At 63.7% G+C, this 22126-nt stretch carries 18 protein-coding genes and 1 riboswitch; of the genes, 13 read left to right on the plus strand and 5 right to left on the minus strand.

Going from position 1 to position 22126, the window contains the following annotated elements; translation table 11 throughout:
* Positions 1-79 precede the first annotated feature (79 nt).
* From AC1RTQ_RS04805 to AC1RTQ_RS04820, 4 genes are all read right to left on the minus strand, one after another.
* Entirely contained in the window at positions 80-595 is a 516-nt protein-coding gene (locus AC1RTQ_RS04805) for a TRAP transporter small permease (protein WP_302092397.1), read from the minus strand.
* Between the two features lie 201 nt (positions 596-796).
* The gene (locus AC1RTQ_RS04810; RefSeq protein ID WP_034364127.1) at positions 797-1783 is read right to left on the minus strand and encodes a TRAP transporter substrate-binding protein; all 987 of its coding nucleotides are present in this window, start codon (positions 1781-1783) and stop codon (positions 797-799) included.
* A 251-nt stretch (positions 1784-2034) separates the two neighbouring features.
* Entirely contained in the window at positions 2035-2847 is an 813-nt protein-coding gene (locus AC1RTQ_RS04815; protein WP_492874557.1) for an HAD-IIB family hydrolase, read from the minus strand.
* A gap of 151 nt (positions 2848-2998) precedes the next feature.
* Positions 2999-4627 carry a peptide chain release factor 3 gene (locus tag AC1RTQ_RS04820; protein ID WP_211457893.1) on the minus strand — a complete coding sequence of 543 codons (1629 nt, stop codon included), beginning with the start codon at positions 4625-4627 and terminating at the stop codon, positions 2999-3001.
* Positions 4628-4917: 290 nt separating this feature from the next.
* Between AC1RTQ_RS04820 and AC1RTQ_RS04825 the strand changes: the two genes are divergently transcribed.
* The 12 genes from AC1RTQ_RS04825 to AC1RTQ_RS04880 all read left to right on the plus strand — a co-directional run bounded on the left by AC1RTQ_RS04825 (position 4918) and on the right by AC1RTQ_RS04880 (position 20381).
* Complete coding sequence (locus tag AC1RTQ_RS04825) at positions 4918-6192, plus strand: MFS transporter (RefSeq protein ID WP_492874558.1); 1275 nt, start codon at positions 4918-4920, stop codon at positions 6190-6192.
* A 108-nt stretch (positions 6193-6300) separates the two neighbouring features.
* On the plus strand, positions 6301-6396 hold the full coding sequence (kdpF, locus tag AC1RTQ_RS04830; RefSeq protein ID WP_003061706.1) for a K(+)-transporting ATPase subunit F: 96 nt from the start codon (positions 6301-6303) through the stop codon (positions 6394-6396).
* 115 nt (positions 6397-6511) lie between these two features.
* On the plus strand, positions 6512-8218 hold the full coding sequence (gene kdpA / locus AC1RTQ_RS04835; RefSeq protein WP_492874559.1) for a potassium-transporting ATPase subunit KdpA: 1707 nt from the start codon (positions 6512-6514) through the stop codon (positions 8216-8218).
* Positions 8219-8282: 64 nt separating this feature from the next.
* Positions 8283-8996 carry a K(+)-transporting ATPase subunit C gene (gene kdpC / locus AC1RTQ_RS04840; protein ID WP_492874560.1) on the plus strand — a complete coding sequence of 238 codons (714 nt, stop codon included), beginning with the start codon at positions 8283-8285 and terminating at the stop codon, positions 8994-8996.
* 3 nt (positions 8997-8999) lie between these two features.
* Positions 9000-11090, plus strand: a complete 2091-nt coding sequence (gene kdpB, locus AC1RTQ_RS04845; protein ID WP_492874561.1) for a potassium-transporting ATPase subunit KdpB — start codon at positions 9000-9002, stop codon at positions 11088-11090.
* Positions 11091-11177: 87 nt separating this feature from the next.
* On the plus strand, positions 11178-12065 hold the full coding sequence (locus AC1RTQ_RS04850) for a TorF family putative porin (RefSeq protein ID WP_492874562.1): 888 nt from the start codon (positions 11178-11180) through the stop codon (positions 12063-12065).
* A 29-nt stretch (positions 12066-12094) separates the two neighbouring features.
* Positions 12095-14788 carry a DUF4118 domain-containing protein gene (locus AC1RTQ_RS04855; RefSeq protein ID WP_492874563.1) on the plus strand — a complete coding sequence of 898 codons (2694 nt, stop codon included), beginning with the start codon at positions 12095-12097 and terminating at the stop codon, positions 14786-14788.
* Positions 14789-14822: 34 nt separating this feature from the next.
* Positions 14823-15530: a response regulator gene (locus AC1RTQ_RS04860; protein ID WP_492874564.1), complete on the plus strand. Its 708-nt coding sequence runs from the start codon at positions 14823-14825 to the stop codon at positions 15528-15530.
* Between the two features lie 18 nt (positions 15531-15548).
* Positions 15549-15646, plus strand: a riboswitch (S-adenosyl-L-homocysteine riboswitch).
* A 75-nt stretch (positions 15647-15721) separates the two neighbouring features.
* Positions 15722-17152 (plus strand): adenosylhomocysteinase, encoded by a 1431-nt coding sequence (gene ahcY / locus AC1RTQ_RS04865; protein ID WP_302092386.1) that lies wholly within the window; start codon positions 15722-15724, stop codon positions 17150-17152.
* A gap of 309 nt (positions 17153-17461) precedes the next feature.
* Positions 17462-18658, plus strand: a complete 1197-nt coding sequence (locus AC1RTQ_RS04870; RefSeq protein WP_302092385.1) for a TlyA family RNA methyltransferase — start codon at positions 17462-17464, stop codon at positions 18656-18658.
* Between the two features lie 78 nt (positions 18659-18736).
* Positions 18737-19564, plus strand: coding sequence for a methylenetetrahydrofolate reductase [NAD(P)H] (metF, locus tag AC1RTQ_RS04875; protein ID WP_302092384.1), 828 nt, complete (start codon positions 18737-18739; stop codon positions 19562-19564).
* A gap of 139 nt (positions 19565-19703) precedes the next feature.
* Complete coding sequence (locus AC1RTQ_RS04880; protein WP_302092383.1) at positions 19704-20381, plus strand: septal ring lytic transglycosylase RlpA family protein; 678 nt, start codon at positions 19704-19706, stop codon at positions 20379-20381.
* Positions 20382-20494: 113 nt separating this feature from the next.
* Here AC1RTQ_RS04880 and AC1RTQ_RS04885 read toward each other — a convergent pair whose 3' ends face one another.
* Positions 20495-21361 (minus strand): 23S rRNA (adenine(2030)-N(6))-methyltransferase RlmJ, encoded by an 867-nt coding sequence (locus tag AC1RTQ_RS04885; protein ID WP_302092382.1) that lies wholly within the window; start codon positions 21359-21361, stop codon positions 20495-20497.
* Between the two features lie 332 nt (positions 21362-21693).
* Between AC1RTQ_RS04885 and rplM the strand changes: the two genes are divergently transcribed.
* Positions 21694-22122 carry a 50S ribosomal protein L13 gene (gene rplM / locus AC1RTQ_RS04890; protein ID WP_003059004.1) on the plus strand — a complete coding sequence of 143 codons (429 nt, stop codon included), beginning with the start codon at positions 21694-21696 and terminating at the stop codon, positions 22120-22122.
* Positions 22123-22126: the final 4 nt, after the last annotated feature.

Here is a 22126-nt window from a genome sequence, read left to right on the forward strand (position 1 = left end):
GACCGCCCTGCAGCGAGGCTGTCGTCCCCCTCCCGCGAAGCGAGAGAGGGGGAAGGCGCATAGCGACTCAGGGGGTGTTTCATATCGATGCTGCAGCGTCCGCATCCATTTCATCGGACTCGGCGAAGCTGCCGGCGGCGATGTAGCCGCGTGCGATGAACAGCAAATGGATCAGCATCAGCACAAAGCCCACGGGCATGGCACCGTAGATATAGGAGATCGGGATGTCCGTGGCCGCCGTGGTCTGAAAGCGCGTGGCGTACACGTACTGCGACGAGGTCACGGTCATCACGGCAAAGAAGATCGCCAAAATGAGCACGACAAAGCCGCGCATGGCCTGTGCCTTGCGGGTGCTCACGCTGCGGTGCAGATTGTCGATGGCCACATGGCCGCCAAAGCGCAGCACCAGGCCTGCGCCCAGGAAAGTGACCCAGATCATCATGTGGCGGGCCACTTCTTCGGCCCAGACGATGGAGTCGCCCGTGGTGTAGCGCAGCACCACGTTGGCAAAAACGATGCAGGCCATGGCCAGCAGCAGCAAGATCAGCAGCCAGCGATTGCCGGCCACGAGAAGGCGTTCGATACGATCAAGCATAGGAGTGGGGGTGAGCTGAGGCAGCGGTGAAACCAGGCGCAAGAGCCGGCTGCGTCACAAAGTTGAAGGCTGCGTCATCATCGGCGGGAATTGGCGCAAGTCCATTCGTGCTGACCGCAGCCGGGCAAGGTCCTGCCTTGCCCAGGTGGGAGAAAAATGCACGGGCCCGCCTGCACGGAGACCGGTCCATGCCGGCAGTGCTTACTTGACGGCGGTGATGGAGTCCAGCGTCTTCTGGCCGAACTTCTTGGCGTATTCCTTGTACGCGGGCTCCAGCGCGGTGCGGAAAGCGGTCTGGTCGACCTTTTCCACGACCTTCATGCCGTTGGCCTTGGCTTCTTCCACGCCCTTCTTCTCCACGTTGTCCACAAAGGCGCGCGAGGCCAGTGCACCCTTCTTGGCGGCTTCGGTGAAGGCGGTCTTCTGGGCGGCGTTCAGCGATCCCCAGAACGAGGGCGACACGATCAGGGCCATGGGGGCGTAGACGTGGGAGGTCAGGGTCAGGTGCTTTTGCACCTGCCACAGCTTGGCGGACACCAGCACGGAGATGGGGTTCTCCTGGCCGTCAATCGTGCCTTGCTGCAGCGCACCGATGACTTCGGGCCAGGACATGGGGGTGGGCGAGGCACCCAGGGTGCGGAAGGCCGTGATGTGCACGGGGTTCTCGGTCACACGGATCTTCAGGCCCTTGAGGTCGGGCACGCCATTGACGGCATGCTTGTTGTTGCTCAGATGGCGAAAGCCCTGCTCGCCCCAGGCCAGCGCGATCAGGCCGCGCTTTTGGAACTTGGCCAGCAGCTCCTGACCGAAAGCGCCGTCCATCACTGCTCGTGCGTGCTGGGTGTCGCGGAACAGGAAGGGGATGTCGACCACGCCCACATCGGGCACGAAGTTGCTCAGGGCGCCGGTGGAGACGATGGCGGCTTCCACGGTGCCCAGTTGCAGGCCTTCGATCAGCTCGCGCTCGCCACCTAGGGCGGAGGCGGGGAACTGCTTGAACTTGTAGGCGCCGTTGGTGCCTTTTTCCACGCCTTCGGCCCAGGCGTTGGCGGCCGCGCCGTAGTGGGAGTTGACGGCCAGCGCATAGCCGATCTTGACTTCCTTGCCCTGGGCAAATGCAGTGCCGGCGGTCAGGGCGGCTGTTGCGGCCACGGCCGTGGCGACGAAGGTGCGGCGAATCATGCGCATGGTGTTGGTCTCTCAGAAATGTTTTGAAATGAATCAAAAATTGTAGTGAGTGCCAACCGTGGGTTTTTACGCATCCGGGGGTCGTCTTGTACGGGTGGGTGCATCGTGTCCGGCGATGGGTGGGCATCAAAAAAGGCCTCTGTGCCGGCAAGCACGGAGGCCTTTAAAAATGAGAGCTTCTTGCGCTTGTTTTCAAACGATTTCAGGTTGTTTTTATATTGAAATCATTATGCAAAGAGCGGTTGCAGCTACTATTTTTGCTGAGCCAGCAACTGATCCAGCAACTGATCGACAAGCTGCACAAAGCCGTCGCCGCGCTCGGCCGTGGTCACATGGCGCGGCAGATGCCTGAGCTGGGGCACGAAGCGCGCGATATTGGCCACGCCCACGCTGTGGGGCATGTGCTCGAACATCTGCTGGTCGTTGGTCGAATCGCCGATATACACCCAGCGCGCCAGCGTGGCGTCCAGATCGATGTCGAACAGCTCGCGAGCGATCCAGCGCGCGCCTTCGAGCTTGTTGTGCTCGCCGAACCAGCCGTTGATGTGAATGGAGCTGACGGTGGCATTCATGCCGGCCGCCTTCATGATGGCCACGCATGCATCGATCTGTGCCTGGGGCATGTTCGTGAATTCGCTGTGGTCCACGGCGATATCGCATTCGCGGCCGGCCGAGTCCGTGGCGCGTTGGGCGCCGGGCACGGTGGCCTCGATCTGCCCGAGCACCTGCTGCATACGGGCAAAGTTGCGGGCGCGCTCATCGGCAGACTGCTGGTAGAGCTTGTCCAGGCCGCCCTGGGCATTGCGGCGCAGGGCCACGGCACCGTTCTCGGCCACGATGGCGTCCACGGGCCAGGCCGATGCAAACGGCACGCTCCAGCCGACGGGTCGGCCGGTGATGGGCACCACTTTCAGACCCGCATCCTTGAGGCGCGCAATCGCGGCCACCACATGCTCGGGCACCACGCCGTCGGTGGTCAGCGTGTCGTCGATATCGGTCAGCACGCCCAGCAGGTTCTGGGGAACCTTCAGTTCAGACAAGGGGCGCAGAAATTCTTGGCTCACAACAAACTCTCTCGATGTTGATCCTCGCCTGAAGCTAGCGCGGTCCAACTCAGAGACATCGAGCAAGAGCCGCCTCGCAGCGAGGATGTCGTCCCCCTCCGGCGAAGCCAGAGAGGGGGAAGGCGCGAAGCGCCTCAGGGGGTGACCACGCTCAGTTCGCCGAGCCCAGTGCCAATCCCGCATGCTCGCGCAGCGGGTGGAAGTGGATCTTGGGGAAACGCTCCTGGGCCAGGCGCACGTCATAGGGGCTGGTGCACAGATAGGCCAGGGTGTCGGCCGCATCATGCGCCAGGCGCATGGGGTAGGCGTTCTCGAACTCGCGCAGCTCGGCGGGCGAATCGGCAGTGATCCAGCGTGCACCTGTGTACTGGCAGCCTTCCAGGCGGACGTCGCAGTCGTACTCGGTCTTGAGGCGGTGCTGCACCACTTCGAACTGCAGCTGACCCACGGCGCCCAGCAGCATATTGCCGCCGACATCGGGCTTGAACACCTGGATCGCACCTTCCTCACCCAGCTGCATCAGGCCTTGCTGCAGCTGCTTGGTACGCAGCGGGTTCTTGAGCACCACGGTCATGAACATTTCGGGCGCGAAGAAGGGCAGGCCGGTGAACTGCAGATTGGGGCCGTCGGTGATGGAGTCGCCCAGTTGCACGCCGCCGTGAATCGTGAAGCCGATGATGTCGCCCGCATAGGCTTCGTCGACGGCTTCGCGGCGCTGCGACATGAAGGTCACCACGGACGTGGGACGCAGTTCCTTGCCGGTGCGCTGCACCTTCATCTTCATGCCAGGGGTGTACTTGCCGCTGGCCACGCGCACGAAGGCGATGCGGTCGCGGTGGTTGCTGTCCATATTGGCCTGCACCTTGAACACCACGCCTGCGAAGGTCTTGTCTTCGGGGTTGATGGTGACTTCTTCGCGCTGGCGGTTCACTTCGGTGAAGGCAACGCGCGGGCCGGGTGGGGGCGACATGTCGACCACGGCGTCCAGCACTTCCATCACACCGAAGTTGTTCACACCGGAGCCGAAGAACACGGGGGTCAGCTTGCCTGCCAGGAAGGCCTCATGGTCCCATTCGGCCGAGGCGCCAACAGCCAGTTCCATGGATTCCAGGGCATCGTCGAAAGCCTTGCCAAAGCGCGCGCGCAGCTTGTCGCCTTCGCTCAGCGGAATGACTTCAAAGTCCTTGGGGCCGCGGTCGCTGCCGGGCGTGAACACCGTCATGCTCTGCGTGCGCAGATTGATGATGCCGCCGAAGCTCTTGCCCTGACCCACGGGCCAGGTGATGGGGCAGCAGGGCATGCCCAGCTCGCGCTCGACTTCGTCCATGATGTCCAGCGGGTCGCGCACTTCCCGGTCGAACTTGTTGACGAAGGAGATGATGGGCGTGTTGCGCTGGCGGCAGACCTCGATCAGGCGGCGGGTCTGCGATTCCACGCCGTTGGCCGCGTCGATCACCATCAGCGCCGAGTCCACGGCCGTCAGCACGCGGTAGGTATCTTCCGAGAAGTCCTTGTGGCCGGGAGTGTCGAGCAGGTTGATCACATGATCGCGGTAGCTCATCTGCATCACCGACGAGGCCACCGAGATGCCGCGCTGCTTCTCGATTTCCATCCAGTCGGAGGTGGCGTGGCGCGAGGCCTTGCGGCCCTTGACGGCGCCGGCAATCTGGATCGCGCCCGAGAACAGCAGCAGCTTTTCGGTCAGCGTGGTCTTACCCGCGTCCGGGTGGGAGATGATGGCGAACGTACGACGGCGCCGGGTTTCTGGGGCGTATGACACAGTATTGAGAGCTGTAAATACAGCCGGAGAACGCCGGCTGTGACAACAAAAGGTGCGGCGGTCCGTTTGCCGCACCAGGCCCGCACCCATGCAGGGCAGACCTGTGAATAAGTCTTGAGGGCGCTTATTTTAACGGCAGGGCCAATTCTTGGAGAGGCTGCGGCCAATGCGGGACGGGCGATGCCAATGACGACGCCATTGGCTAATGGCTAAGACTAAGGCTTGCGGCTGTGGCTGGCGGCAGATGCGCAGCACAATAGCGGCCTAGTCTCAGGCCCTCATTTTTCCCCATGAACAGCGCCCCGCAGGAGGTGAACACCTCCTTAGCCACCCAGTCTCCAGCCTCTGCCGCCCCGGTATGGATCCAGCGCGGCACGCCCGAATACTGGCGGGTCAGCGTAGCGCTTTTCCTGGCGGGGTTTGCCACCTTCTCCCTGCTGTACTGCGTGCAGCCGCTGCTGCCGGAGCTGGCACACAGCTTTGCCATCAGTCCGGCCCAGAGCGCGCTGGCGCTGTCGGTCTCTACGGCCTGCCTGGCCGGCTCCATCGTGCTGGCAGGGGCCTTGTCCGAGGGGCTGGGGCGGCGCAAGCTGATGTTCATCTCCATGGCACTGGCGGCGCTGTGCAATCTGCTGGCTTCGTTGATGCCGCAGTGGCATGCGCTGCTGGCCGCACGCGCGCTGGAAGGCTTGCTGCTGGGCGGCGTGCCCGCCGTGGCCATGGCCTATCTGTCCGAAGAGATCGATCCGCCGGGCCTGGGCTTTGCCATGGGCCTGTATGTGGGCGGCACGGCACTGGGCGGCATGCTGGGCCGGGTCGGCATGAGCGCGATGACCGAGTTCTGGGGCTGGCGCCACGCCATGGCTGCGCTTTCGGTGCTCGATCTGCTGGCCGCCCTGGGCTTTGTCTGGCTGTTGCCCAACTCGCGCAACTTCGTCAAGAAGACCGGGCTGGGTGCCCGGTATCACCTGCAGGCCTGGGGGCGGCATCTGCGCCACCCGGGCCTGCCGCTGCTGTTCCTGATGGCCTTCGGCCTGATGGGCGTGTTTGTCAGCATCTACAACTATGCCGGCTTTCTGCTCAGTGCTTCGCCCTATGGTCTGAGCCAGCTGCAGATCAGCCATATCTTCTACGCCTATCTGCTGGGCACGGCGGCGTCGCCGATTGCCGGGGGGCTGGCCGACAGGCTGGGCCGCGGGCCGGTGCTGCTCGCAGGCACTTTGCTGATGGCCGCAGGCGTGGTGCTGACCCTGTTTCAGCCCCTGGCCGCCATCGTGGCCGGCATGGTGCTGCTGACGGCCGGCTTCTTTGTCGCGCATTCGGTGGCCAGCGGCTGGGTGGGGCGTCTGGCCACGCAGTCCAAGGGGCATGCGTCATCGCTATACCTCTGGGGCTATTACATGGGCTCCAGCGTGCTGGGGGCCGGGGCGGGCTGGTTCTGGTCGCGCTGGGGCTGGACGGGCGTCGGCTCCGTGGCCTTGGCTGTGCTGGCGCTGGTCAGCATGCTGGCGCTGCGCGTGCAGTGGCTGGCCGGGGTTGCGGCCGCGAATCGGGCCGCTTCTTGATGCCATCTTGATATCGGCAAGCCCAATCTCTACCCGTTCTTGACGGGCGAATTTCTACAGTTCCTCCATCGCAATCAAGCCGCGTGAACGGCTTGCGGGAGGAATGAAATGACCATCACCTGGATTGAAGCCCTGGCCGCCCTGACGGCGCTGGGGCTGTTTGCCTATTTGGGCTATGCGCTGCTGCGCCCCGAGAAATTCTGAAGGGGCTGCCATGCAAGTGCTGCAAGACCTGATTTTTGTGAGCCTGACGGTGGTCTGCTTTGTCGGACTGCTGGGCTTTGTGCGCGCCCTGGCGCGTCTGTGAAAGGGGTACATCATGTGGTTACCCTGGATGGAATTTGCCGCCGTGCTGACTGCGGCAACCTTGCTGACCATACCCATGGGCCAGTGGCTGGCGCGCTGCTTTACCAGCGAGCGCCATGGCTGGCTGGAGCGCCTGAGCTACCGGGCCATGGGCGTGAATCCGCAGGAGCGCATGGGCTGGAAGCGCTATGGCGCCGCTCTGTTGCTGAGCAATGCGCTGATGATGCTGCTCGGTTATCTGCTGCTGCGCCTGCAGGGCGCACTGCCGCTGAACCCGCTGGAGATTGCGGCGCAGGCGCCCGACCTGGCCTTCAACACCGCAGCCTCCTTCATCACCAATACCAACTGGCAGGCCTACGCGGGTGAGAACAGCCTGAGCAATGCGACGCAGATGGTAGTCATCACCTTCCTGATGTTTGCCGGTGCCACCACCGGTGTCGCCGCAGGCGCCGGTTTTGTGCGCGGTCTGGCGCGATCAAGCGCACAGGATGTCGGCAACTTCTGGGTCGACTTCGTGCGCGTGTTCTGGCGCGTTCTGCTGCCGCTGTCCTTCATCATGGCTCTGGTCTATGTCTGGCAGGGCATCCCGCAGACCCTGCACGCCGAAGCCGTGGCGACGACGCTCGAAGGGGGCCGGCAGCAGCTGCTGATGGGACCCGTGGCCAGCCTGGAGAGCATCAAGCATCTGGGCACGAATGGCGGTGGCTTCTTCAGCATGAATGCAGCCCATCCGTTCGAGAACCCGACGCCGCTGACCAACCTGCTGCATATCCTCTCGATGCTGCTGATCCCGGCCGGCATGACTTACGCCTTTGGCTCCATGCTGCTGCGCCGCAAGCAGGGCTGGGTGCTGTTCGCGGCCTGCATGGTGATGTTCGTCGGCTTTCTGAGCCTGGTGTTCGTGGCCGAGCAAAACGGCAGCCAGCTGCTGGCGCGCGCCGGAGCCGATCAGCAATACAGCCTGACCCAGAGCGGCGGCAATATGGAGGGCAAGGAGCTGCGCTTCGGCATTGCCGATACGGCCATGTTTGTGGCCACCACGACAGCGGCCACCACGGGCTCGGTCAACGCCATGCATGATTCTCTGACCCCGCTGGGCAGCATCACGCCGCTGGCGCAGATGATGCTCAACTGCGTCTTCGGCGGTGACGGCGTGGGACTGATCAATCTGATCCAGTACGCCATCCTCACGGTGTTTCTGGCCGGCATGATGATTGGTCGCACCCCTGAATTCCTGGGCAAGAAGATCGAGGTGCGCGAGATCAAGCTGGTCATGCTCGCGGTGCTGGTGCCGCCGGCCTGCATTCTGGGATTCACGGCCCTGGCCGTGCTATGGCCCGATGCCGCAGCCAGTCTCAACAACCGCGGCCCGCATGGCTTCTCGGAGATTCTCTACGCCTATGCCTCGGCCACGGCCAACAACGGCTCGGCCTTTGCAGGGCTGAATGCCAACACGCCCTTCTTCAACACCACCACGGGCCTGGCCATGCTGGCGGGGCGCTTTCTGACGCTTGTGCCCATGCTGGCCGTGGCCGGCAGCCTGGCGGCCAAGGCCACCGTGCCCGCAGGCCCGGGCACCTTCCCCACGGCCACGCCGCTGTTCATGGGTCTGCTGGTGTTCGTCGTGCTGGTGGTGGGAGGGTTGACCTTTTTGCCGGCGCTGGCCCTGGGGCCCGTGATCGAACACCTGCAAATGCTGGTGGCTCAGCTGTACGCCTAACGTTCAATCCAATTGATGCCAATGGTCTGCAGCCCATGCACGGCTGCAGATCAGGGAGCAAACCATGAAAACTTCGACTCAAACACTTTGCGCTTCAGTGCTGCCTAGCCACGCACAAGCGCAGCCCGAGGCGCAAGCCGCCTCCTGGTCACGTCTGCTGGGCTCCAGCGTGCGCGCCGCCCTGCTGGTAATGGTGGTCTCGGGCATTGCCTATCCCTTGCTGACCACGGGCGTGGCGCAGGCACTGTTTCCCCAGGCGGCCAATGGCAGCCTGATCGAGCGCCAGGGCCGGATCGTGGGCTCTGCACTGATCGGCCAGCAATTCACCGGGGCGCAGTACTTCCATGGCCGTCCCAGCGCCACGGTCGCTCCCGATCCGGGCCAGGAAGGGGCAAGCATTGCGGCTCCCTACAACGCCGGCCTGTCTGGTGCCAGCAACCAGGGGGTAACGCACAAGGACTTGTCCGAAGCCGTGGCGCAGCGTGTCACGCAGTACCGCGCCGACAACGGTCTGGCTGCAGACCAGGCGGTGCCGGTGGATGCGGTCACGGCGTCGGCATCGGGCCTGGATCCGCATATCTCGATGGCCAATGCGCTGCTGCAGCTGCCGCGTGTGGCGAAGGCGCGAGGGCTCTCGCCAGAGCAGGTGCAGCCATTGCTGGCGCAGAAAACAGAGCAGCGCACGCTGGGCTTGCTGGGCGAGCCGCGCGTGAATGTGCTGCAGCTCAATCTGGCGCTGGACGCCTTGCAGCCCGCCGCCAGCGCAGTGAAGGAGTAAGCCATGAGCACAAAGAAAATGACGGCAGGCCGCAGCCTGCTCGATGCCAAGCTGGTGAAGTCGGCTCTGTGGAATGCGGTGCGCAAACTTTCGCCGCGTACGCAGTGGGCCAATCCAGTGATGTTTGTGGTGTATCTGGGTGCGATCCTTAGCAGTCTGTTGTGGTGGCAGAGCCTGATGGAGCCGGGCAGCGAGAACAGCGGCTTTGTTCTGGCGATTGCGCTGTGGCTGTGGTTCACCGTGCTGTTTGCCAACTTTGCCGAAGCATTGGCCGAGGGCCGCAGCCGCGCCCAGGCCGCCAGCCTGCGCGGCATGAAGCGCGATACCGTGGCCAAGCTGCTGCAGCAACCGCATTTCGGCAGCTCATGGATTCCCATGCGCGCCAGCGAACTGCGCAAGGGCGTGGTCATCTTCGTGGAAGCCGGCGACACGATTGCGCTTGACGGCACGGTGATAGAAGGCGTTGCGTCGGTGGACGAAAGCGCGATCACCGGCGAATCCGCGCCCGTGATCCGCGAGGCCGGAGGCGACTTCTCGTCGGTGACCGGAGGCACACGCGTGCTGTCGGACTGGCTGGTGGTGGAAGTCACGGTCAACCCTGGCGAGTCGTTTCTGGATCGCATGATCTCCATGGTCGAGTCGGCCAAGCGCCAGAAGACGCCGAACGAGTTGGCGCTGACGATTTTGCTCGTGGGGCTGACGCTGGTCTTCCTGCTGGTCATCGTCACGCTGTGGCCTTTCTCGGCCTTTGCGGTGACGCAGGCCGGAACGGGCTCGGTGGTCGGTATTGCCGTGCTGATTGCGCTGCTGGTATGCCTGATCCCGACCACGATTGGCGGCCTGCTGTCGGCCATTGGTGTGGCCGGCATGAGCCGCATGATGCAGGCCAATGTCATCGCCACTTCGGGCCGGGCCGTGGAGGCTGCCGGTGATGTGGACGTGCTGCTGCTGGACAAGACCGGCACCATCACCCTGGGCAACCGCCAGGCCTGCGAGTTTTTGCCGGCGCCCGGAATGAGCGCCGCGCAGCTGGCCGAAGCCGCACAGCTGTCGTCTCTGGCAGATGAAACACCTGAAGGCCGCAGCGTGGTGGCTCTGGCCAGGGAGCGCCATGGCTTGCCCGATCGCAGCAGTGCGGATTTTCCGGGCGAGTTCATCCCCTTTACCGCGCAGACGCGTATGAGTGGGGTGGATCTGCAGAGCCCGCAAGGTCTGCGCAGCTTGCGCAAGGGTGCCGCCGATGCCGTGCGCCGGCATGTCGAGGCGGCGGGAGGCAGCTTCCCGGCTCAGGTGCAACTGTCCGTGGATAACGTCTCGCGCAAGGGCAGCACGCCTTTGGTGGTGGCCGATGGCGCCAAGGTGCTGGGCGTGATCGAGCTCAAGGACATCGTCAAGCCAGGCATGCGCGAGCGCTTTGCCGAACTGCGCCGCATGGGCATAAAGACGGTGATGGTGACGGGCGACAACCCGCTGACGGCAGCCGCCATTGCCGCCGAGGCCGGCGTCGATGATTACCTGGCCGAAGCCAGGCCCGAGGACAAGCTGCAGCTGATCCGCTCGCACCAGGCGGCCGGCCGTCTGGTGGCCATGACGGGGGACGGCACCAACGATGCGCCGGCCCTGGCCCAGGCTGATGTGGCCGTGGCCATGAACAGCGGCACCCAGGCTGCCAAAGAGGCCGGCAACATGGTGGATCTGGACAGCAACCCCACCAAGCTGATCGAGGTGGTGGAAACCGGCAAGCAGATGCTGATGACGCGCGGCGCGTTGACCACCTTCAGCATTGCCAACGATGTGGCCAAGTACTTCGCCATCATTCCGGCCGCCTTTGTGGGCACTTATCCGCAACTGGCATCGCTCAACGTGATGCAGCTGCACAGCGCCGATTCCGCCATCCTGAGCGCCGTGATCTTCAATGCACTGATCATCATCGCCCTGGTGCCGCTGGCCTTGCGTGGTGTGCAGTATCGCGCCGTGGGTGCGGCCCTGCTGCTGCGCCGAAACCTGCTGATCTATGGCCTGGGCGGGCTGATCGTGCCGTTTGTGGGCATCAAGCTCATCGACATGCTGCTGACCGTGCTCGGCCTCGTCTAAGTCCTATCCAGGCCTAGCTTTCTCGTCTTTGTGGCTTGTCCGCGCTCCCTGCGGGCGCGGCAAGTCTGATCTGTTTGCTTCACCATCATGCGTCTCTCTTTCCCCCAAAAAACATTCCACGCATCGCACTCCTGGGTCATCAGCTCTGCGTTGTTGATGACAGCTTTGAGCGGTGCCAATTCTTTTGCTGCCGAGGAGGCAAAAGCGCAATCTGTTTCTGAAACCACAGCGGCTGTGCCGGCCGACAGCAAGTCCTCCCTGACCGGCTCGCTGAGCCTGATCAGTGACTACCGCTTTCGCGGCATCTCGCAGACCTGGCAAGGTGCGGCAGTGCAGGGCGCAGTGGAGCTGGCCTTGCCCAAGGGCTTTTATGTGGGCACGTCGCTGTCCAATGTCTCTACCAACAGCTACGGCCGGGGCCAGGGGCTGGAGCACGATATCTATGGTGGCTGGCGCGGCGAGCTCGTGGCTGACTGGTTGCTCGATGCCGGGCTTTTGCAGTACCGCTATCCCGGCGCACGCCTGGGCGCAAGCGATGGCAGCAGCAAACGCTTTGACACCACCGAGCTCTATCTGGGGGCGACCCATGGTGGTCTGAGCCTTAAATGGTCTGTGGCACTGACGCCTTATTTCGGCCTGGGCGAGAGTACCGCCGACTCGGCGTTCGCCACTGCGCTGCGACCAGCGGGCAGCAGCCGCGGCAGCCAGTATCTGGATCTGAACTATCAGCATCCGCTGGGCGATCTCGCCACCTTGGGCCTGCATGGCGGCTATACCTGGGTGCGCAATTACAGCGATGTTTCCTATGCCGACTGGCGCATCTCGCTGTCCAGGGCCTGGGGCCCGTGGACCGCATCGCTTGCCTACGCGGGTACCTCGGCCGATGCCAGGTACTACAGCGCCGTCAACAGTCGTGGCCAATGGCGTGATCTGGCTCGCAGCGGCTGGCTGCTGGGCCTGAGTGCCGGGTTTTGACCGCACTTGAGTGATACGCTGATCGCCTGATGCCTTCATCCACACCCTCATCCGCCGCGCAGCGCCCCGACCCCGACGCGCTGGTCGCTCAACTGCAGGCAGATCGGCAGCGCGCCCATCTCGGCAAGCTACGCATCTACTTCGGCTCCAATGCCGGAGTGGGCAAGACCTATTCCATGCTGGCGGCCGCGCAGCGCGAGCGGCAGGCCGGGCGCAAGGTTCTGGTGGGGCTGGTGGAGACGCATGGCCGTGCCGAGACCGAGCAGCAACTGCATGACCTGGAACTGCTGCCACGGCGCACGCTGGCCTACCAGGGCAGGCAGCTGGACGAGTTCGACCTCGATGCAGCTCTGGAGCGCCGCCCGGAGGTGCTGCTGCTCGACGAGCTGGCACACAGCAATGTGAGCGGCTCGCGCCACCCCAAGCGCTGGCAGGATGTGCAGGAGCTGCTGGAGGCGGGCATCGAGGTGTGGACCACGCTCAACGTTCAGCACCTGGAAAGCCTCAACGATGTGGTGGGTGGCATTGTGGGCATACAGGTCCATGAGACCGTACCCGACCATATCTTTGACGATGCCGACGAGGTCATCGTGGTCGATATCCCGCCCGAGGAGCTGCTCAAGCGCCTCAAGTCGGGCAAGGTCTACCCGCTGGAGCAGGCCGAGCGGGCTTCGCGCAATTTCTTTCGCCAGGGCAATTTGCTGGCGCTGCGCGAGCTGGCCTTGCGCCGCACGGCCGATCGTGTCGATGAAGACATGCGCGACTACCGCCGCGAGCGCTCCATCGGCGATGTCTGGCCCACGCGCGAGCGTCTGCTGGTGGGTGTGGGCGGCCGCGCCGGTGATGATGCCCTGGTGCGCCAGGTGGCACGCCTGGCAAGGCGGCTGGAGGCCGACTGGGTGGTGGTCTATGTGGATGCGCCGGAGCGCCAGCATCGGCCTCGGGCGGCGCAGGAGGCCGTGCTCAAGACACTGGCGCTGGCTGCGCGTCTGGGCGCGGACACGGCCACCATTCCCGGTGCCCGTGTGGCCCAGGCTCTGGTGGACTTTGCGCGTGAGCGCAATGCCAGTCATCTGGTGCTGGCACGTGTGCATGAACCGTTGGGGCGCTGGCTGCGCTGGCGTGCCCCCAGCCTGTCCGAGCAGATTGCTGCGCTGGATCCCGGCCTGGACGTGCTGCTGCTGTCCGTCAAGCAAAGCAAGAATGACAGCCCCTTGCGATTGCCGGCGGCGCGTGAAAAGACCATTCCGTGGAAGGGCTATGCGGGCGTGACCTTGGCATGTCTGGCCGCTACGGCGGTGGCGGAGCTGCTGCTGCAGGTGTTCGACCCGGCCAATGTGGTCATGCTTTTCCTGCTGGTGGTGGTGCTGTCGGCCGTGCGCTGGGGGCGCGGTCCCGGAGCATGGGCGGCCCTGCTGTCAGTGCTGCTGTTCGACTTCTATTTTGTGCCGCCGCGCAACTCTTTCAGCGTCAACGATACGCAATACCTGTTCACCTTCAGCCTGATGCTGGGTGTGGCCCTGGTCTGCGGCCAGCTGACGGCGCGGCTGCGCCACGAGGCGCGCGTGGCCGCAGAGCGCGAAAGGCGGGCCGGCGCGCTGGCCAGGCTGGCGCGTGACCTGTCGGGTGCGCTGACGCAGGAGCAGGTCACGCAAATCGCGCTGACTACGATTTCAGGCGTTTTTGATGCCCAGACCGGGCTGCTGGTGCCCGATGCCGATGAGCGCTTGCAGCTGGCGAAGGGCAGCGAAGGTCAGATCGACATCAGCGTGGGCCGCTGGAGCATGGAGCATGGCCAGATGGCCGGCCACGGCACCGATACCCTGGCCGCCGCGCCGGCGCTTTATGTGCCGCTGATGGCACCCGTGCGCTCGCGCGGCGTGCTGGTACTGCAGTTGCGTGCGCCGCAGAAATTGCGGGTGCCCGAGGAGCGCCGCCTGCTCGATGCCTGTGCCAGCCAGATTGCCCTGGCACTGGAGCGTGTGCATTTTGTGGAGGTGGCGCAGCAGACCCAGATCGCCATGGAGGGCGAGCGCATGCGCAACACCTTGCTCTCGGCCGTCTCGCACGATCTGCGCACGCCGCTGACGGGCATCCTGGGCGCGGCCCAGGCGGCCTTGCCGCATGCGCCCCAGGGGCCGGCGCATCACATGCTGGTGCAGATCCGCAATCAGGCACAGGCGCTGCAGCAACTGGTGGACAACCTGCTGGCCATGGCGCGCCTGCAACAAGGCGGCGTGCAGCTCAAGCGCGAATGGCTGCCGGTGGACGAGCTGGTGGGCAGCGCGCTGGCGCAGATGCGCGAGCGACTGGCCGCTCATGTGCTGCAGACCTCGCTGCCGGCCGATCTGCCTTTGCTGCAGCTCGATGCCGTGCTGATGGAGCGTGTGCTGGTCAATCTGCTGGACAACGCCATCAAGTACACGCCCGAAGGCACGACGATCACCGTGACAGCGAGCGTGGCCGATGGCGACTGTGTGCTGAGCGTGCAGGACGCGGGGCCGGGCCTGCCAGTGCATCTGTCCCCCGAGCAACTGTTCGAGCCGTTCACGCGTGGGCAGGCAGAGAGTGCCGTGTTCGGCATGGGGCTCGGGCTGGCTCTGGCTCAGCGCATTGTGCAAGCCCATGGCGGCAGATTGCGGGTCGCGGCGGCAGACCCCGGGCCGGGCACCATTTTCAGCGTGCACCTGCCCGTGCCCGAGCAACCGGCCATGGACGAATGAGCCGACAATCCCGTGCATCCATTGAAACTCCGACATGACGAGCACCGCCCCCCGCATCCTGCTGATTGAAGACGACGCCAGCATCCGCCGCTTTGTGCGACTGGCATTGGAGGACGAAGGCTGGCAGGTGTTCGAGTCCGAAACCGCCAGGCGCGGCCTGATCGAGGCCGCCAGCCGCCAGCCCGACGCCGTCGTGCTGGACCTGGGGCTGCCCGATGCGGATGGCAAGACCGTGATTGCCGAGCTGCGCAGCTGGAGCCAGTTGCCGATTCTGATCCTGTCCGCGCGCGAGCGGGAAGAGGAGAAGGTGGCGGCGCTGGATGCCGGGGCCGATGACTACCTGACCAAGCCCTTTGGCGTGCCGGAGCTGCTGGCCAGGTTGCGCGTGATGCTGCGCCGCCGCCAGCAGGCATCGGGGGCAGACAAGCCCGGCAACTGTGCGCGTTTCGGCACGGTGGTGGTGGATCTGGCGGCGCACGATGTCAAGCGTGACGGAGTGGCCGTGCACCTCACACCCATTGAGTTTCGTCTGCTGGCGACGCTGATTGCCGGTCATGGCAAGGTGCTGACGCATCGCCAGCTGCTGCTGCAGGTCTGGGGGGCGGAGTATCTGGACCGCCCTCACTATCTGCGCGTGCACATGGCCAACCTGCGCCAGAAGATAGAGAGCGATCCGGCCCAGCCCCGGCATCTGGTAACCGAGTTGCAAGTCGGTTATCGCTTGGTGGGCCTGGAAGGCTGATTCCTTTATAATCGCCGTCCATCCGAGGAGCGTTGCAGCGTTCCCCCGGCCAGCCATGAGCTGGTCTGCGCGGGGCGTGAGGCTCGGATTTCATCCCGCAACGACGCTCGCCCACGCTTTCTGTGCGGTGAGCCGGTTCATTCCCCCTCTGCTGCAGAACGTGGTTTTTCATTCAAGATTTGGAGAAAACCATGAACGCTGCCGTGCGCTTCAACCCCGCTGATTCGGCCATTACCGATATTTCCCTGGCTGCCTGGGGCCGCAAGGAAATCAGGATCGCCGAAACCGAAATGCCCGGCCTGATGGCTGTGCGTGAAGAGTTCGCCGCTGCCCAGCCCCTGAAGGGCGCGCGCATCACCGGCTCGCTGCACATGACCATCCAGACGGCCGTGCTGATCGAGACGCTGACGGCTCTGGGCGCACAAGTGCGCTGGGCTTCGTGCAACATCTTCTCGACCCAGGACCATGCAGCAGCTGCCATCGCCGAAACCGGCGTGCCTGTCTACGCCATCAAGGGCGAGTCGCTGGAAGACTACTGGAACTACACCCACAGCATCTTTGAATTCGGCGCCGCCGGCACCGAAGGCGAAGGCCCCAACATGATCCTGGATGACGGCGGCGATGCCACCATGCTCATGCACCTGGGCAAGCGCGCCGAGAAGGACCTGTCCGTGCTGGCCAACCCCGGCTCGGAAGAAGAGCGCATCGTCTTCGCCGCCATCAAGGCCAAGCTGGCCGTGGACCCCACCTGGTACAGCCGCAAGTCGGCCCAGATCCTGGGCGTGACCGAAGAAACCACCACTGGCGTGCACCGCCTGAACGAAATGTCTGCCAACGGCAGCCTGCTGTTCCGCGCGATCAATGTGAATGACTCGGTGACCAAGTCCAAGTTCGACAACCTGTACGGCTGCCGCGAATCGCTGGTGGACGGCATCAAGCGCGCCACCGACGTGATGATCGCCGGCAAGGTTGCCGTGGTCGCCGGTTATGGCGACGTGGGCAAGGGCTGCGCCCAGGCGCTGTCTGCGCTGCGCGCTCAAGTGTGGGTGACCGAGATCGACCCCATCAATGCCCTGCAGGCCGCCATGGAAGGCTACAAGGTCGTGACCATGGAATATGCCGCCGACAAGTGCGACATCTTCGTGACCACCACCGGCAACAAGGACATCATCCGCCACGAGCACATGGTCGCGATGAAGGATGAGGCCATCGTCTGCAACATCGGTCACTTCGACAACGAAATCGATGTCGCTTCGATCGAGAAGTACGAGTGGGAAGAGATCAAGCCCCAGGTCGACCACATCACCTTCCCCGACGGCAAGAAGATCATCCTGCTGGCCAAGGGCCGTCTGGTGAACCTGGGTTGCGCCACCGGCCACCCCAGCTTTGTGATGTCCAACTCGTTTGCCAACCAGACCCTGGCGCAGATCGAGCTGTTCACCCGCCCCGACGCCTACGAAGTGGGCAAGGTCTATGTGCTGCCCAAGGTGCTGGACGAGAAGGTCGCACGCCTGCACCTGAAGAAGGTCGGCGCCCAGCTGACCGAGCTGAGCGACGAGCAAGCCGCTTATATCGGCGTGAGCAAGCAAGGCCCTTACAAGCCTGAAACTTATCGCTATTAATAGCACCCCCTGAGGCGCTTTGCGCCTTCCCCCTCTCTCTACGCGCTGCGCGCTAGGGGAGGGGGACGACAGCTTTGCTGCGCGGCGGCGCTTGCTCGCTGTCACTTTGCTAGGCTCTGCCAGTATTAGTGAGCGGCTGTCGTGGTTTAAATTTAATAGCTGCTTGCGCACGTCATATATAGATTTCAGGTGAATATTTATCTGAAATCAAGATGTATCAAGCGTAGGCTGCTATCTCAAAAGATTTCTTTTGCCCGCTGCATCTTTGTGCAGCGCCTGGCGCCGGTTTATTTCAAAGGAAGCGACGCTATGCGCGCAGATGTTTTTTTGGTTGAAGCAGGTCATGCTGCCACCCGTTCCCAGGCCCAGCGCCTGATCGCCTCGGGTGTGGAGTGGCGCCTGACGCCACTGGCGCCATGGAAGAAAGTGGCCAAGAACGGCGACGAGATCCCTGCCGGTGCCGAGCTGCAGCTGCTGGACGCCGCCGAGGCCAAATACATCTCACGCGGCGGACTCAAGCTCGAGGGCGCGCTGGCCGCGACCGGCCTGAGCGTCAAGGGCTTGCGCTGCCTGGATGTGGGTCAGAGCACGGGCGGCTTCACCGATTGCCTGCTGCAGGCCGGTGCGACCCAGGTCATCGGCATCGACGTGGGTCATGGCCAGCTGCACGAGCGCCTCAAAAGTGACGAGCGCGTGGTCTGCGTCGAGGGCTTCAACGCCCGCGCGCTGACGCCCGAGCTGCTGGAGAAGGCCTGCGACGAGGCGCTGTGCGAAGTCATCGAGGAAGAAGAGGACAACGACACCCAGCCCGTCGCTCCCTACGCCTGGATGCGCAACGGCGGTCAGGTCGATGAAGACTATGACGACAGCGACGATGCCAAGGAGCAGGAAGTCGAGAGCTTCAAGGCCGAGCGCGCCGCCAAGGCCAAGGCCCGGGCCGAAGGGCTGGCTCCGGTGGAGTTGCGCCGCAAGCCCGGCACCGAGCATATCGACATCAGCCCGACGTTTGATTTCGTGACCGGCGATCTGTCCTTCATCTCGCTGACCCTGGTGCTGCCTGCCGTGGTGCAGCTGCTCAAGCCCCATGGCCAGCTGCTGATGCTGGTCAAGCCCCAGTTCGAGCTGCAGCCCGGCCAGATCGGCAAGGGCGGCATTGTGCGCGACACGGCCTTGTACGCCGAGGTCGAAAAGCGCATTCGCGACTGCCTCGGCGATCTGGGGCTGAGCGTCAAGCAGTGGCTGGACTCGTCCATTGAAGGCGGCGACGGCAATCACGAATTCTTTGTCTGGGCCCAGCAGGGCGCTGAAGTCAAGGCTCCGGCCCCGGCTGTTGCAGACGAATCGGCTGCGGCCAGGCCAGCCGTCAAGGCGGCCGCCAAGCGCCCTTCGCGTGCCGACATCAAGGCCCAGCGCGCCAAGCAGGAGCTCTACGAAGACCCCGAGGTGGCCAGCTTCGGTCAGCCCGGCCCGGCCCGCAGCAAGCAGAAAAAGCGCAACGACCGTTGAGCGTTGAGTAAAAAAGCGTGGCGGGTGCCGAGCCTTCGACGCCCGCCCATGACCCAGGATTCAGAGACATAGACCGCCATGAGCTTTCCCGTCAGCTTCGAGTTTTTCCCCACCAAGACGCCCGAAGGCGCTGCCAAGCATGTGGGCGTACGCCAGGCCCTGTATGCGCGCAAGCCCGAGTTCTGCTCCGTGACCTATGGCGCGGGCGGCTCCACCCAGGCCGGCACCTTCACCATGGTGCGCGACATCCAGAACGAAGGTGTGGGCGCAGCCTCGCACTTCTCCTGCATCGGTGCCACGCATGAGAAAGTGCGCGCCGAACTGAGCGAACTCAAGGCCATGGGCGTCAAGCGCATCGTCGCCTTGCGCGGTGACCTGCCCAGCGGCTACGGCCTGGGCGGCGAGTTCCAGTACGCCAGCGATCTGGTGGCATTCGTGCGCCAGGAGTTCGGAGACTGGTTTCACATCGAAGTGGCCGCCTATCCCGAAACTCACCCCCAAGCAAAGTCCCCTCGCAGCGATCTGGACGCATTTGTTGCTAAAGTGCGCGCTGGTGCAGATTCCGCCATCACGCAATACTTCTACAATGCCGACGCATACATGCGCTTTGTCGATGAGGTGAAGGCTCTGGGGCTCGACGTGCCGGTCGTGCCAGGAATCATGCCCATTACCAGCTCTACGCAGCTGATGCGCTTCTCGGATGCATGTGGTGCCGAGATTCCGCGCTGGATTCGTCTGCGTCTGCAGGCGTTCGGAGATGACACCGCTTCCATTCGTGCGTTCGGTCTGGATGTCGTGACTCATCTATGCGAGCAGTTGCGCAGCCAGGGTGCTCCCGGGCTGCACTTCTATACGATGAACCAGAGCGTCGCCACTCTGGAGATCTGCGACCGTCTGGGCCTGTAAGCCAAAAGCTTGCCGGCCGCGAGGCGGCCGGTCTTGGGCGGCTCTCACTTGAGCTTTCAAGGAGATTGCGCCCGTGCAACCGAAATTTTGGCGCTTGCGTTGTTGTCAGTGGATAGGTCTTGCCGTCGTCACCGCGACCATGGCCGGCTGTGCTCCACTGTCGCAAAAGCCTGAGGAACAGCCTCCCGTCGTTCAGAGCCAGCCCCGAAAAAAGGGCGCGCAGCCCACGGTCTCCGCCCCCCTGCTGCCCGACGCCTATGCGCGCAGCAACTATCGCGACAAAGGCCTGGGCGTCAAGGCCAACAAGCCTGCGGATGCCGACAAGGCAGACCTGCCCGAAGACAGCACCAAGTACGAGCTGAGCCCGCCGCGTGAAAGCGACCAGGCGGGCCTGGCCTCCTGGTATGGCGAGCAGTTCCACGGCCGCAAGACGGCCAGCGGCGAGCGCTTTGACAGCATGGACTTGACGGCAGCGCACAAGACCCTGCCCTTTGGGACGCGCGTTTGCGTGCGTAGCTCCGTGACCGGCAAGAGCGTGGTGGTGCGAATCAATGACCGCGGCCCCTTCGCGCCCGGTCGCGTCATCGACCTGAGCAAGGCCGCCGCCCAGGAGCTGGGCATGCTGGGCCTGGGCATCAAGCCCGTGGAGCTGTGGCAGCTGGACGCCGATGAAGACGAGTGCCCGGCCACGCTCAATGCGTCGAGCCGAAAGCGTCACCCCAGCGTGGCGCAGGGCGCTGCCGCCGCCAAGACGCGCGCGGCATCCGCGAATCAGCCCGCGCGCAAGGTCTCCCACGCCGCCAAGCGCAAGCGCTGAACCATCATTGCCGGTTGAAGGCGGCGCGCCGCCTGCGCAACTGGTGCGCCCGGGCTGCAAGGGCGGGCAAAGGGCCGGCAAAGGTCGGCAAGGGCCGACCTGCAGCTGCTCTGTTAGCCGCCGGACTCCAGCGTGAATCCTGCATTGCTGTCCTGACCCAGCAGCTTGACCAGCTGCGGCATGGCGGGCTTGAGCTGATCCTTGAGATTGAACGGCGGGTTGATCAGAAACATGCCGCTGGCGGGCAGGCCGCCGCGCTCGGAGGTCTTGTTGCTCTTGACCGTGAGCGTTGCATGCAGCCAGCTCTTGCCGGCCTTGGTGGCCATGGTCTTGAGCCGCTTGGGCAGATCATGGGCGTCGGGGCGCGGGATGATGGGATACCAGACGGCGTAAGTGCCTGTGGGAAAGCGCTTGAGGCCGTCCGCCACCATGTCCAGCACGCGGCCGTAGTCGGTCTTCAGTTCGTAGCTCGGATCGCAGAGCAGCAAGGCGCGGCGCGATGGCGGAGGCAGGAATTTCTTCACGCCTTCAAAGCCATCCTCGTGCAGGATGACGACCTGGCGCCTGGCTTCCAGCTGGGCCATGTTGCCGATCAGCGAGCGCATGTCCGTGGGGTGCAGCTCAAAGGCCTTGAGACGGTCATGACCGCGCAGCAGTGCCTGGGTGATGAAGGGCGAGCCGGGGTAGTTGCGTATGGCATTGCCCTGGTTGAAGCGACGCACCATCTGAAGATAGTCCTGCAGCACCGGGGCCAGCTCGGCCTCCTTGGCGGCAGCCAGGCGCAGCACGCCTTCTTCGGCCTCGCCGCTCTTGCTGGCGTAGTCGCCGTCCAGGCGGTACAGGCCTGCGCCGCCGTGGGTGTCGAGCACCGTCAGCGCAGCCTCTTTTTGCGTGAGGTATTGCACGGTGGCAATCAGAACGGTGTGCTTGAGCACATCGGCGTGATTGCCTGCATGGAAGGCGTGGCGGTAACTGAACATAGAAATGGATGGTAACCAGCAGGGCAAGAGGGGAACAGCACTTTTTACCCTGTGGTCTTTAAAGGCTGTCGTCGCCTGGGTGCAGAGGGAGAAACAGGCACTGGGGGCTGTTTCACAACAGGCTGCTGCACGAAAACACGCAGATTCTGGCGTTTTTGTATAATGGCGGGCTTCGCAGCGATTTTATGGTTCCCGCGGCGAAGGCTTGGGCCAAGTTTAAATGGGTCCGAGTAACCCCGCCTAAGAGGCTTCCTTTAAAAGACCCGTCTTTTTCAAGAAGAAGCACCGACCGCGGAAAAGGGACCGCCAAACCCTCTTGAAAGAGAAAACTCATGTCTACATTCAGCGCAAAGCCCGCTGAGGTGCAACACGAGTGGTTTGTGATTGACGCCACCGATAAGGTGCTCGGACGTGTCGCCAGCGAAGTGGCACTCCGTCTGCGCGGCAAGCACAAGGCCATTTACACACCTCACGTTGACACCGGTGACTACATCGTCATCATCAACGCCTCCAAGCTCAAGGTCACTGGTACCAAGAACCTGGACAAGGTGTACTACCGTCACTCCGGTTTCCCCGGTGGCATCACTGCTACCAACTTCCGCGACCTGCAAGCCAAGTTCCCTGGCCGTGCTCTCGAGAAGGCCGTCAAGGGCATGCTGCCCAAGGGTCCTCTGGGCTACGCCATGATCAAGAAGCTGAAGGTTTACGGCGGTGCTGAGCACCCCCATACCGCACAGCAGCCTAAGGCTCTGGAAATCTAAGGAG

It is taken from the genome of Comamonas sp. GW821-FHT11H03, from assembly GCF_058807955.1.